This window comes from Inquilinus ginsengisoli, from assembly GCF_031453975.1.
GTDB classification, from domain to species: Bacteria; Pseudomonadota; Alphaproteobacteria; order DSM-16000; family Inquilinaceae; genus Inquilinus; species Inquilinus ginsengisoli_A.
The window spans coordinates 223,382-235,389 of sequence record NZ_JAVDPW010000005.1 but is presented as its reverse complement, the minus strand read 5'-3'; the positions used below and the strand labels follow the sequence as shown (position 1 = coordinate 235,389).

The window sequence follows — 12,008 nt, the reverse complement described above, 5'->3', positions numbered from 1 at the left end:
CGGGCGGCCCCGCCGTGCCGTCATGGGTTACGGCGCTAGGTGCTCGCGAATCCCCTCGCTGGCCTGCGCGATCGCCGCCTCGGTCGAGGGCACATGGCGCAGCGCGTTCAGCAGCACGAAGTCGTGGATCGTGCCGTTGTAGCGCACCGCGGCGACCTCCACCCCCGCCGCCTTCAGCTTGCGGACATAGGCCTCGTCCTTGTCGCGCAGCGGGTCGTTCTCCGCCGTGATCACCAACGCTGGCGCCGGCACGGTCCCAAACGGTCTCCAAGGCGCCGCCGGCGGGTGCATCGAACAGTCCCTTACGAACCGAACCACTTCGTGACCAGCGCCTGGTAGCGCCCATTCGCCTTCATCGCCGCCAGTTGGACATTGGCCGGCGCGACCAGCGGGCTGTCCTTGCGGAAGCCGATGCCGACGGCCTGGCCGGCAGGGTCGGGCGGCGATGCCGCGGCCTGGCGGGACGGCAATTTCGCCGACTGGCTGCCGCAGGGGCGCTATCGCAACAAATGGTACCAGGCCGGCACCGCCGACGGCGCCTTCTTCGCCCTCGGCATCCACGGCCAGTGGCTGTATGTGAACCCGGCCGCCGAGACGGAGATCGCCAAATTCTCGTCACAGCCGGTGCCGGTCGACGATGCCTTCAAGCACCTGAACCTGGCCCTGTTCGCTGCCCTGCCGGCGATGGTCTGGCGGCGATGGTCTGGCGGCGGGACGGCGCCAGGGGTCAACCGGTGCCGCACACGGAGGCTTCAGGCGACAGGCGCCCGGCGGCATCGGAACTGCAGACGGTCTCTCAGGCCGGCCGGCGTCTGCGGGCTTCGAATGCCCATCTGGCGGTGTGCGTCAGCGGGATCTCCACGACCCTGTGGGCGACCAGCGCCACCGCGACCGACACCGCGAAAGCCACCGGGATGAACACGGCCGGCAGCACGGGGCCGAGATGCTGCCAGGCGACGAACACCGCGGTGGCGACGAAGGTGTGGCTGAGATAGAGCGTGTACGAGGCGTCGCCCAGCCGTTCCAGGGCTCTCGCGACGGCATGCCCTGATGGCGCCAGGCCAAGGGTCGCGTAGACGATGAGCATCGACGGGATGCCCCACAAGAGGAACCGGGTCTCCCATGGCGGGTTCCACGCGCCGAGCATCGGCCCAAGCATCGCGGCGGCCCCGGCCAGGGCGACGACCGCGAATGATGGGCGCGGCCGCCCCCATTTCCGGAACACCAGGTGCAGCGCCATCCCGCCGGCGAAGGTGAACACGATGGTGTTGCCGAAGAAGGATCTGAACGCCGTCCCCTGATCGGCCGCCAGCGACAGGGCAGAGAGCGCCGCGAAGGCCAGCACCATGGCGAAGGTGCGCCTCAGTCCCGACATCCCGATCAGGACGGCGAACAGCAGGTAGAAGAACATTTCGTAGTTCAGCGTCCAGCCGACGCCAAGCAGCGGCTGCAATTCGCCGTTGGGACGGATGAACGGAATGAAGAACAGCGACTTCAGGACCGTCTCGACATTCACATCGACGGCTCGCAGCATCGAAGGATACAACGCCCCGACGACCGCCAAGGCAAAAGTGTAGAACCAGTAGTTCGGCGCAATCCGGCAGATGCGGTTGATCAAGAACCGCCCTGCGCCGTCATCCCGCTCGTCATTGATCATCATCATGATGAAACCGCTGATGACGAAGAATATGTCGACGCCGATCCCGAGAAATAGACCGGCACGAGCCGAGACCTCGTCGGGTGGGGTCATCCGGCTGTACGCCACATAGATGCAATGCAGTAACACGATCATGCTGGCGGCCATGCCCCGCAAGATCTGAATACCCTGAAGTTTATTAATACGGGTCGGGAGCATGAATGGACCATGAAAATGCGTCGTCGACCCATAATGACATACGGATGACGGAAAGCAATCGACGGGGGCCGGCCCGGGGCTGCGCCCGCGGAATGCGACATGCCTGGCGCGGAGACGCCGGCGCAGGGCCACACGCCGATGCGATTCGACAATCGCGCCGGATCCACCCATGTCATCGACCCGTCCGGCTTTCGCCGTGCGGATCGATCTCGCTCGAGGATGTGCCTTGGACCATGCCGCCGAACTCGACCGCCTCGACCGCCTGGCCACGCTGCTGGACGGCCGCTGGCGCATTCCGGTGATCGGCTGGCGCTTCGGGCTGGACGCGATCATCGGGTTGGTGCCGGGCTTGGGCGACATCGCCGGCGGCCTGATCTCGGCCACCATCATCCTGCGCGCCCGTCGGCTGGGCGCGCCGAACCACATCCTGGCGCTGATGGCCGGCAACGTGCTGCTGGACGTGGCGGCCGGCGCCATCCCGGTGCTGGGCGACCTGCTGGACGTCTGGCTGAAGGCCAACCGCCGCAACACCCGCCTGCTGCGCCGGCATCTGGAACGTCAGGCCATCCGGGGATAGCAGGCGGCCGCTTCGATAGAAGAACCCCTATATTTTCTGCCCTGCGACGAGCTTCAGTTGGGTGTAGGAGGCATTGAGGGCATCGATCCGGTCTACAGCGAAGTAGGCCTGCGGCCGCTCAAGGCAACGCGGGCCTTCGATCCTGTGTATTCCCGTGTGTTCGATCACAAAGACCCGGGCGACTTTCGTCGCCCTGTTCACGAAGACCAGACCGCCTTCTTCTTCGCCCATGGCCGATCCGCTCGGTGTGAAGCTCAAATCGCGGCCACCCTCGGGAAGATAGACCTGCATCCGTCTGGCGGGCATGTCGTAGGGATCCAGATAGCACACGACGTCCCAAGGCTCCGAGTTCACGCCCTCAAATGTCGCGACCTTGTCCATGGACTGCAGCAGCTTTCCAGTCATGGCGCGGTCGGCGTCGCTGAGTCTCGAAGACAAGAATATAGAGAGCGCCGCCACCAGGCCGATCGCCCCAATCACGGCGGCAGATCCTATTTTCCCTTTATTTTTCATCACCCGCCCCGCCATCACGCCCCGAATAGGCCGGCCGCGGAGAACACCCGACTGGCGAAGCGCTCGCCGATGCGGCGGTGGGCGGCGGCATCGGGGTGGAGGTCGTCGGGCAGCGGCAGCTCGGCGTGGTCCGCCTCGCCGTAGAGCTCTCGCCCATCGAGGTAATGCAGGTTCGCGTCCTGCGGCGCCCGCTGCGCGACGATCCGGGCCAGCTCGTCGCGGATGACGGCCAGGGTCAGCTTGCCGCTGTCGCGGTCGGCCGCATCGCCGGCTGCCCGGAACCGCACCGTCCCGGCGCTCAGGGCCGCGAAATCGAAGCTAGTCGGCCCGGGCGTGTCCTCGTGGATCGGGCACAGGATGGGCGACACCACCAGCAGCGGCGTCGCGGGATGGCCGTCGCGGATGGTGTCGAGGAAGCCGTGGACCGCCGGGCCGAACGCCCGCAGGCGCATCAGGTCCATGTTGACCACGTTGATGCCGAGCTTGAGGCTGATGCGGTCGGCCGGCGTGTCCCGCATGGTGCGGGCGGTGAACGGATCGAGCAGCGCGCTGCCGCCCAGCCCGAGATTGACCAGGTCGACACCGCCGAGCCTGGCTGCGACCGCCGGCCAGGTGCCGGTCGGGCTGGCGGCGTCGGAGCCGTGGCTGATCGAGCTGCCATGGTGCAGCCAGACCTTGCGGCCGCGGGCGGCGGCCGCCTGCACCGGCGCGTCGGTGCGCAGGGCGATCAGCTCCGCGCTCTCGTTGTACGGCAGCCAGAGCTCGATGTCCTTGGCGCCACCCGGCAGGCCGGCGAAGCGCACCGTGCCGGCGGGGCCGGGTTCGGTGGTGATCGAGCCGGCGGCCATGTCGATGCGGAGGACGGTGCCGCCCGCGACGCTGGCCTGGCCGGCGAGGACGCCGTCGACCAGCAAATCGTACACCCCGTCCGGGCGGGGCGGCGCGCCAACATAGACCCGCTTGGTGGGCAGGGTGTCGAGTTCGATCGCGGTGGCCTGGGTGCGGAACGCCAGGCGCACCCCGGAGGGCTGGGCTTCCACCATCGCCAGCTGCGGGTCGGCGCATTGCGCCCGGGCCCAGGCCGGCAGCCGGTGCGGCAGCACGCCCCGGCCGGTGTCCTCCAGCTCCGCCGCGCCGCGCAGGATATCCGCGCCGATCGGGGCGGTGGTCCAGTCCTGGGTCATGGCGATGCCTGGAGTTGAGCCGCTAGGGGATCAGCCAACTAGCCTGTAGCGCGCCGCCGGTCCAGTCGAACAGGGCGCGGCGGTCGGCGCCGGGGACCAGGCGGACCCAGTCGATGCGGTCGACCGCCAGCACGATCACCGCGAAGTTCTCGCGCCCCGCCTCGGATACGTCGGTCGCAGGCGGCGGCAGGGCGGGGTCGGCGATCGCGGTGCCGGGCGGACCCGGCATGCGATAGGCGGCGCGGATCGGCCCCGGCGTTGCCGCCCAGGCGGCGTCGAGCGCAGGCCCCAGCGGCAGCAGCGCGGCCCGGCCTTCGACCCGGAGCTGGACCTCATCCGCCGCCTCGTACAGCAGCAGCGCCACAGCCGGGTCGGCCGCGATCTCCGCCACCTTGGCCGAGCGGCGGTCGGTGTGGATCTCGAGCCGCCGCGCCGCGGGGTCGGCCGAGCGCAGCACCACCGTGCGCAGCGCCGGCCCGCCGCGCACGTTCACGCTGGCGAGAGCGACGCGGCCGGTGGTGCGGCGGCGTTCGCCGGTGGCGCGGCCGAGCCGGGCCCAGGCATCGGCCAGCGCCGCGGCGAGGTCGTCATCCATCAGCGGTAGGTCACCGTCAGCTCGCCGACGCCGTCGACATGGCCTTCGAGCTTGTCGCCGGCCTTGACCGGGCCGACGCCGTCGGGCGTGCCGGTCATGATCAGGTCGCCGGGGCGCAGCTCGACCAGCCGCGACAGATGCGCGATCACGTCGGGCACCGCCCAGATCTGGTCGGCGAGGTCGCCGACCTGGCGGTTCTCACCGTTGATCTTCAGCCAGATCGCGCCCTTGGCCGGATGCCCGATCTCCGCCGCCGGGCGCAGCGCCGAGAGCGGCGCCGACTGGTCGAACGACTTCGCCATGGTCCAGGGCCGCGCCAGCTTCTTGGCCTCGCCCTGGATGTCGCGGCGGGTCATGTCGAGCCCGACGCCATAGCCCCAGACATGGCCCAGCGCGCGGTCGGCCGCGATGTCGGTGCCGCCGGTGCCGATCGCCACCACCAGCTCGATCTCGTGGTGCAAATCCTTGGTCGCCACGGGATAGGGGATGGTGCTGCCGCTGGGCACCACCGTGTCGGCCCATTTGGCGAAGAAAAACGGCGGCTCCCGGTCGGGGTCGTGCCCCATCTCGCGGGCATGGGCGGCGTAGTTGCGGCCGACGCAAAAGATGCGGCCGACGGGGAAGCTGGCGTCGCTGCCGAGGACGGGAACCAGGACCTGCGGCGGCGGGGCGATGACGGTCGGCATGGGAAGATCCCTGTGCGGGGGCGGAGTTCGGGGCGAGGCTGCGCGGCCACGCCCGCGCTTGTCAAACCCGGAATCACGCCGTGGCGCCTCGTCCGCCCACAATTCCGGCGGGCGATATGCGGGGCGGAAGCCTGCCATATGGCCGGCATATCGCGAGGGGTGTCGGATGCGTCCGCGTGCCGGTTGTGATCCGCGCCCGCCCCACTACACTCGGCGGCAGGCAGAGCATCCGAGGGCCGGAATGACGACGATCGACACCACCGCCGCGGCCGCCGCGCAGCTGCTGGTCGCGCGGCAGCAGACCATCGCCGTCGCCGAATCCTCCGCCGGCGGGCTGGTGTCGGCGGCGCTGCTGGCCCTGCCCGGCGCCAGCGCCTATTTCCAGGGCGGCGCCGTGGTCTACACCGCGGCGGCCCGGCAGGCGCTGCTGGGAATCGGCCTCGACGAGATGGCCGGCCTGCGCCCCTCGACCGAGCCCTATGCCGCGCTGCTGGCCCGCACCGTGCGGGACCGCTTCCAGGCGACCTGGGGCATCGCCGAGACCGGGGCGGCGGGACCGACCGGCAACCGCTACGGCGACCCCGCCGGCCACAGCTGCGTCGCCATCTGCGGCCCGGTGACCCGCACCGCCATCGTCGCCACCGGCCATGGCGACCGGGCGGAGAACATGCGGGACTTCGCCCAGGCCCTGCTGGGCCTGCTGGTGGACGGGCTGCGGGCCCAGCCGTGACCGCCCTGCCCGCCTTCGCCGCCGCGGCCCTGGCCGAGATCGCCGGCTGCTTCGCCTTCTGGGCCTGGCTGCGGCTGGGCCGGAGCGCGTGGTGGACACTGCCCGGCACCGCCAGCCTGATCGTCTTCGCGCTGCTGCTGACCCGCATCGATGCCGCCTTCGCCGGCCGTGCCTATGCCGCCTATGGCGGGATCTACATCGCGGCGTCGCTGGGCTGGCTGTGGGCGGTGGAGGGCAGCCGGCCCGACCGCTTCGACCTGGCCGGCGCCGCGCTGTGCCTGGGCGGCGCGGGGATCATCCTGTTCGGGCGGCGCCTCACCGTGTGACCGTCGCGCTTCCGCCATGATGCCGCCCACTTTCGGGGCGATCTGTCAGGAAAGATTTCCCCGACCCCTCCCCGCCCGCCGATCCGAGGCTCATCCATGTCGCTGAAATCCCTGTTGCTGGCCACCGCCACGCTCGCGGCCCTTGCCTCCCCCGCCCATGCCATCGACTGCAGCAAGGCCGCGACCGCCGTCGAGCACGGCATCTGCGGCGACAAGGGCCTGAAGGCGGCCGATGCCGCCCTGGGCCAGGCCTATGGCCAGATCGTGAAGGCCGCCGCCGGCGACGCCGAGATCCACGCCATGCTGGTCGCCAGCCAGAAGCGCTGGCTGGCCGCCCGGGACGAAACCTTCGCCGATCCCAAGGACGAGCACTGGACCGACGACACCCCATGGCGCGGCAGGCTGCTGGACGCCATCCGCAGCCGCACCAATGCCCTGGCACGGCGCTCCACCACCGATCCGAAGCAGTTCGATCTGATCGAGCGGGCCCAGGCGCAGCGCCAGTTCGCCGCCCGGCTCAGCGGCGGCAGCTTCGCCGGCTTCGAGACCCGCTGCGACTTCTTCCCGGACACGCCCGCATCCTGGGCCGACCATTACGACTGCTTCTCCACCCGCTACTACCGCAACAACGACCGGGTCTGCAGCGTGGGCGAGGACTGGGCCACGTACCGGCAGTACCAGACCCGGTCGATCGACAGGCTCGTGGACGGCAAGCTGACGCCCATCGCCACCTGCGACGTCGACGGCGACAGCGATTCCACCTGTCCGGACGCATCCAACGATTCCGACACCAAGGCCCGTTGGAACCTGCAGCCCAAGATCGACGATGCCGGCCCGTCGACCCTGCCGCCGGACCTGAGCAAGCTCGACGCCGACGCGGCGGGGTCGATGGTCGAGGGCGAGCCGGCGGGAACCAAGGACGACGAGCCCTGGCTGCACGCCTGCCTGACGGACAGCAGCTACCCCTCGGCCGATCCCACCAGCGACGGCAGCGGCAAGCGGCCGTGACGCCTGCCATCGCCATCCCGCGTCCGCCGATCCGAGGCCCCGCCATGCCGATGAAATCCCTGCTGCTCGCCGCCGCCACGCTGGCCGCCCTCGCCACGCCCGCCCATGCCATCGACTGCCGCAAGGCCTCGACCGCCATCGAGCACGGCATCTGCGACTCCCAAAGCCTGAAGGCGGCGGACGCGGCGCTGGGCCAGGCCTATGGGCAGATCCTGAAGGCCGCCGACGGCGACGCCGAGGTCCACGCCATGCTGGTCGCCAGCCAGAAGCGCTGGCTGGCCGCCCGCGACGAAGCCTTCGCCGATCCCAAGGACGAGCACTGGGGCGACGAAAACCCCTGGCGCGGGAAGCTGCTGAACGCCATTCGCAGCCGCACCGAGGATCTGGGGAAAAAATCCGCCGCCGATCCGAAACAGTTCGACCTGGTCGCCAGGGCGCTGCAGCAGCGCCAGTTCACGGCCCGGTTCACCGGCGGCGCCTTCGCCGGTTTCGCGACCGGCTGCGAATTCCTGCCGGGCAGCCGCGAGTCCTGGGCGGACAGCTACGGCTGCTTCGGAACCCGGAGCTACCAGAACAACAACCGGGTCTGCAGCGTGAGCGAGGACTGGGCGACCTATGCCGTCTATGAGACGCGGACCGTCGCCGATGTCGTCGACGGCAAGCCGAAGACCGTCGCGACCTGCTCCGTCGGCGGAAATGGAGACGATTCCGCCTGCCCGGATGCGGACGACACCTCGGATTCGGGGGCACGCTGGAACCTGCAGCCCAAGGCCGGCGAGGCCGGCGCGTCGGCCGCGCCGCCGGCCCTGGCCAAGATCGATGCCGAGGCGGGAGGGGCGGAGGACGACCAGCCCTGGCTGCGCGCCTGCCTGACGGATACGGGCTATCCCGCGGCCGACCCCACCAGCGACGGCAGCCGGAAGTAGCCCGCATTTCTCACCCTCCCTACGTCCTGCGCCGGTTCAAAATGCCGACGGGGCAGGAGAGCGGCGCAGCGCGATGCGGTGGCATCGGGCCAGCCGTTCGACGCACCACGTCGGCATTTTCAACCGGCCCTTCGGGTCGCCTTGCGGGGGCGGGCCGCTCAACCGTATGGCCTGATACGCTTTTCGCGTCCCGCCCCCGCATCCGACTCGCCGCAAGACGACGCAGGGCGTAGGGAGGGTGAGAAATGCGGGCTGGCGGTATCGCCTTGATGCCGCCCGCTTTCCAGCGGATAGGATGGTGCGGGGGGTTCCATGCCATCGCTCTACGACATCAAGCCACGATTCCAGGCGCTGCTGCGCCCCACCGCTGCCCGGCTGGCGCAGCGCGGCGTCAGCGCCAACACCGTGACCCTGGCCGCCGCCGGCCTGTCGGTGCTGCTGGGCCTGGTCACCGCCGCCACCGGCTGGTCCTGGCTGCTGCTGCTGTACCCGCCCTTCCTGCTGCTGCGCATGGCGCTGAACGCGATCGACGGCATGCTCGCGCGCGAGTTCTTCAAGCCCACGCCGCTGGGCGCGCTCTTGAACGAGGTCGGCGACATGGTGTCGGATGCGGCGCTGTATCTGCCGCTGGCCCTGCTGCTGCCGGCGCCGCCCTGGCTGGTGGTGGTGACCGTGCTGCTGGCGGTGATCGGCGAGGCCACGGGCGTGGCCGCGCGCAGCATCGGCGCCAGCCGGCGCTATGACGGGCCGTTCGGCAAGTCCGACCGCGCCTTGGCCTTCTCGATCCTCGCCGTCGCGGCCTTCTTCCAGGTCCTGGCCCCGGCGCTGTGGATGCCGCTGGTGCTGGGCGCCCTGCTGCTGCTGGCGGTGCTGACCATCCTCAACCGCATGCGCGCGGCCCTGGCGGAGATCGGCGCATGACCCTGACCGTCGACCCGACCGTCGCCTGGACCCTCGCGGCGCTGGGCATCGTGCTGGTGGTGGCCGAGGCCGCCGTGCTGTTCCTGCGCCGCAGCAAGCCCGATAAGGACTGGAGCGAGCTGCGGCTGCGCATCCGGTCGTGGTGGGTGATCGTGATCGCCGGCGCCATCGCCCTGGTGCTGAACCCGATCGCGGTGCTGGTGGTGCTGGCGGTGGTCAGCTACCTCGCGCTCAAGGAATACCTGTCGGTGGTGCCGACGCGGCGGGCCGACCGCGGCGTGCTGCTGGTCGCCTATCTCGCCATCCCGACCCAATGGTGGTGGATCGCGCAGGAGCAGTACGGCTTCTTCATCATCTGGGTGCCGGTCTACCTGTTCATGGTGGTGCCGGCGATGATGGTGCTGCGCGGCGAGGTCGCCGGCTTCCTGCGCGCGCTGGGCACCCTGCATTGGGGCCTGATGCTGTGCGTCTTCGCCATCGGCCATGTCGCCTATCTCTTCGTGCTGCCCGAGGCCGGGACCAAGGGCCCGGGCGGCGCCGGGCTGCTGCTGCTGCTGCTGATCCTGACCCAGGGCAACGACGTGGCGCAGTATGTCTGGGGCCGCATCTTCGGCCGGCACAAGATCGCGCCCTCGGTCAGCCCCAACAAGACGGTGGAGGGCTTCGTCGGCGGCCTGGTCACCACCACCATCGTCGCCGGGCTGATCGGCCCGCTGCTGGCGCCCCTGTCCTGGCCGATGGCGCTGTGGGTCGGGGCGCTGATGGCGATCAGCGGCTTCTTCGGCGACCTCACCGTCTCCGCGGTCAAGCGCGACATCGGCATCAAGGACACCGGCACGCTGATCCCCGGCCATGGCGGCGTCCTGGACCGGGTGGACAGCCTGATCTTCGCCGCGCCGCTGTTCTTCCACTTCATGCGCTACTTCTACTACTAGGGCCCGGGCAGCATGTGGCGCCTCCTGTTCCACTGGCTGGTGACCAAACCGGCGATGCTGCTGTTCGTGGGGCTGCATGTGCGGAACCCGGAGCGGCTGCCGATGGCGGGCCCGGCGATCATCGTCGCCAACCACAACAGCCATGCCGACACCGTGGCCCTGACCTCGCTGTTCCCCAGCCGGATCCTGCACAAGGTGCGCCCCGTGGCGGCGGCCGACTATTTCCTGAGCAGCCGGGCGATGGCCTGGTTCTCGATCAACTGCATGGGCATCCTGCCCTTCGACCGCCATGCGCGGGAGCGCGGCGAGGACCCGCTGACCGGCTGCGTCGAGGCGCTGGACCGCGGGGACATCCTGATCCTGTTTCCGGAGGGGTCGCGCGGCGAGCCGGAAAAGCTGCAGCACTTCAAGAAGGGCATCTGCCATCTGGCGGCGCGGCGGCCGGAGGTGCCGATCATCCCGGTCTACTTGCACGGCCTCGGCAAGGTGCTGCCGCGCGGCGCCTTCCTGCCGGTGCCGTTCTTCTGCGACGCCTTCGTCGGCCTGCCGCTGGCCGAGCGGCCGGAGGACACCGACGCCTTCGTCGCCGGGCTGGAGGCCGCCATGGCGAAGCTGGTGGAGGGCACGAGGTTCCCGGAATGGGAGTGAGAGATCGCCTGCAAACACGCCGGCGCGGCCGTCTGAAGGCGGTTCCTCTGCTTCCGGTGCTCACGGACCCAACGTCCGCTGCGCGCCGGTTCTCGGGACCACCTCCAGCCGACTCACGCCAGCGCGTTTTCAGACGATCTCTTACGGCCCTCGCCTTTCTGTGGGGTATCGCTGAGGCCTGCCTGTTCTTCGTGGTGCCGGACGTGCCGGTGTCGCTGATCGCCCTGGCCCGGGGCTGGCGGGCGGGGCTGCGCGCCGCCGTGGCCGCGGCCGCCGGGGCGGTGGTCGGCGGCACGGCGCTGGCGCTGTTCGCAACCTGGGCCCCCGAGACGGCGCTGGCCGTGGTCGAGCGCGTACCGGCAATCTCGCCCGCCATGATCGCCCGGCTGCAGGCCATGATGGCGCAGGCGGATTCGCCCGCGGCGCTGGTCGGCACCCTGATCCTGGCCAGCCTGACCGGCATTCCCTACAAGATCGCCGCCGCCAGCGCCCCGGGCCTGGGCATCCCGCTCTGGGAGCTGGCGCTGATCACCCCGCTGGTGCGGCTGCCGCGCTTCGCGTCCCTGGCCGCCGCCGGGGCGATCCTGCGCCGGCTGACCCCGGCGATGCCGGGCTGGATGCAGCCGGTGCGGGTGCGGCTGATGATCGCCGCGCTGGGCTGGTCTGCGTTCTACGTGAACTACTGGATGCATGTCGGGGGATGACGCCGGGCCCCGGCCGCCCTATTTTCCCTGAACAAGAAGAAACATCGGACGTAATTGACGCTGCCGCCGCGGAGATCCGGCTCAGCCGGATCGCCCATGTTTGGAGAGAACCATGGCCCTGTCGCGGATCGAAGACCACACGGACGGCGTGGCGCCGGCATCGGAGAAGTCCTCCGACCTGCGGTCGCTGCTGACGGTCGGCGGCATCTCGGCCGCGGGGCTGGGCGTCAGCCTGGTAGCGCTGTTCGGCCCGCCCGGCAGCGACCTGTCGATTGCGCTGACCATCGTCACCGCGGTCGGCGCCGTGGCCGCCATCGGCGCCGGCTTCGTCCTGGCCTCGATCGCCAGCCGCCGCTGATCCCGCTCAATCCCGGTTTTCGCGATCCCGCTGCGGCGGGCA

General features: G+C 70.2%; 17 protein-coding genes. 10 read left to right on the top strand and 7 right to left on the bottom strand.

Annotated features, from left to right (window positions below; translation table 11 throughout):
• Positions 1–27: 27 nt before the first annotated feature.
• The 3 genes from E9232_RS15630 to E9232_RS15620 form a co-directional block, all read right to left on the bottom strand.
• Complete coding sequence (locus tag E9232_RS15630; RefSeq protein ID WP_309795171.1) at positions 28–291, bottom strand: alpha/beta hydrolase fold domain-containing protein; 264 nt, start codon at positions 289–291, stop codon at positions 28–30.
• A gap of 11 nt (positions 292–302) precedes the next feature.
• On the bottom strand, positions 303–470 hold the full coding sequence (locus tag E9232_RS15625) for a transporter substrate-binding domain-containing protein (RefSeq protein WP_309795169.1): 168 nt from the start codon (positions 468–470) through the stop codon (positions 303–305).
• A 326-nt stretch (positions 471–796) separates the two neighbouring features.
• Positions 797–1,855, bottom strand: a complete 1,059-nt coding sequence (locus tag E9232_RS15620) for an acyltransferase family protein (protein WP_309795167.1) — start codon at positions 1,853–1,855, stop codon at positions 797–799.
• 226 nt (positions 1,856–2,081) lie between these two features.
• Here E9232_RS15620 and E9232_RS15615 point away from each other — a divergent pair, with 226 nt between their 5' ends.
• Positions 2,082–2,432 carry a DUF4112 domain-containing protein gene (locus tag E9232_RS15615; protein ID WP_309795165.1) on the top strand — a complete coding sequence of 117 codons (351 nt, stop codon included), beginning with the start codon at positions 2,082–2,084 and terminating at the stop codon, positions 2,430–2,432.
• Between the two features lie 27 nt (positions 2,433–2,459).
• Here the strand turns inward: E9232_RS15615 and E9232_RS15610 are convergent, their stop codons facing one another.
• Genes E9232_RS15610 through E9232_RS15595 form a run of 4 tightly spaced genes read right to left on the bottom strand, consistent with a single transcriptional unit; the run spans position 2,460 to position 5,410 of the window.
• Positions 2,460–2,945, bottom strand: coding sequence for a hypothetical protein (locus E9232_RS15610; RefSeq protein WP_309795163.1), 486 nt, complete (start codon positions 2,943–2,945; stop codon positions 2,460–2,462).
• A gap of 14 nt (positions 2,946–2,959) precedes the next feature.
• Complete coding sequence (locus E9232_RS15605) at positions 2,960–4,129, bottom strand: GDSL-type esterase/lipase family protein (protein ID WP_309795161.1); 1,170 nt, start codon at positions 4,127–4,129, stop codon at positions 2,960–2,962.
• A gap of 22 nt (positions 4,130–4,151) precedes the next feature.
• Positions 4,152–4,724, bottom strand: a complete 573-nt coding sequence (locus E9232_RS15600; protein ID WP_309795160.1) for a pyridoxamine 5'-phosphate oxidase family protein — start codon at positions 4,722–4,724, stop codon at positions 4,152–4,154.
• Complete coding sequence (locus E9232_RS15595; protein ID WP_309795159.1) at positions 4,724–5,410, bottom strand: fumarylacetoacetate hydrolase family protein; 687 nt, start codon at positions 5,408–5,410, stop codon at positions 4,724–4,726. Before E9232_RS15595 ends, E9232_RS15600 begins: the two co-directional genes overlap by 1 nt.
• Positions 5,411–5,651: 241 nt before the next feature.
• Between E9232_RS15595 and E9232_RS15590 the strand changes: the two genes are divergently transcribed.
• From E9232_RS15590 to E9232_RS15550, 9 genes are all read left to right on the top strand, one after another.
• Positions 5,652–6,140: a CinA family protein gene (locus E9232_RS15590; RefSeq protein ID WP_309795157.1), complete on the top strand. Its 489-nt coding sequence runs from the start codon at positions 5,652–5,654 to the stop codon at positions 6,138–6,140.
• Positions 6,137–6,466 carry a YnfA family protein gene (locus E9232_RS15585; RefSeq protein ID WP_309795155.1) on the top strand — a complete coding sequence of 110 codons (330 nt, stop codon included), beginning with the start codon at positions 6,137–6,139 and terminating at the stop codon, positions 6,464–6,466. The genes E9232_RS15590 and E9232_RS15585 overlap by 4 nt, the downstream gene beginning before the upstream one ends.
• Positions 6,467–6,562: 96 nt before the next feature.
• Positions 6,563–7,474, top strand: coding sequence for a lysozyme inhibitor LprI family protein (locus E9232_RS15580; protein ID WP_309795153.1), 912 nt, complete (start codon positions 6,563–6,565; stop codon positions 7,472–7,474).
• Positions 7,475–7,518: 44 nt separating this feature from the next.
• Positions 7,519–8,400 (top strand): lysozyme inhibitor LprI family protein, encoded by an 882-nt coding sequence (locus E9232_RS15575; protein WP_309795151.1) that lies wholly within the window; start codon positions 7,519–7,521, stop codon positions 8,398–8,400.
• 312 nt (positions 8,401–8,712) lie between these two features.
• On the top strand, positions 8,713–9,321 hold the full coding sequence (locus E9232_RS15570) for a CDP-alcohol phosphatidyltransferase family protein (RefSeq protein ID WP_309795149.1): 609 nt from the start codon (positions 8,713–8,715) through the stop codon (positions 9,319–9,321).
• Positions 9,318–10,256: a phosphatidate cytidylyltransferase gene (locus tag E9232_RS15565; RefSeq protein ID WP_309795148.1), complete on the top strand. Its 939-nt coding sequence runs from the start codon at positions 9,318–9,320 to the stop codon at positions 10,254–10,256. Before E9232_RS15570 ends, E9232_RS15565 begins: the two co-directional genes overlap by 4 nt.
• A 12-nt stretch (positions 10,257–10,268) precedes the next feature.
• The gene (locus tag E9232_RS15560; RefSeq protein WP_309795146.1) at positions 10,269–10,904 is read left to right on the top strand and encodes a lysophospholipid acyltransferase family protein; all 636 of its coding nucleotides are present in this window, start codon (positions 10,269–10,271) and stop codon (positions 10,902–10,904) included.
• A 209-nt stretch (positions 10,905–11,113) separates the two neighbouring features.
• The gene (locus E9232_RS15555; RefSeq protein WP_309795144.1) at positions 11,114–11,608 is read left to right on the top strand and encodes a hypothetical protein; all 495 of its coding nucleotides are present in this window, start codon (positions 11,114–11,116) and stop codon (positions 11,606–11,608) included.
• A 112-nt stretch (positions 11,609–11,720) separates the two neighbouring features.
• Positions 11,721–11,966, top strand: a complete 246-nt coding sequence (locus E9232_RS15550; protein ID WP_309795142.1) for a hypothetical protein — start codon at positions 11,721–11,723, stop codon at positions 11,964–11,966.
• The last annotated feature ends 42 nt before the right edge of the window (positions 11,967–12,008 follow it).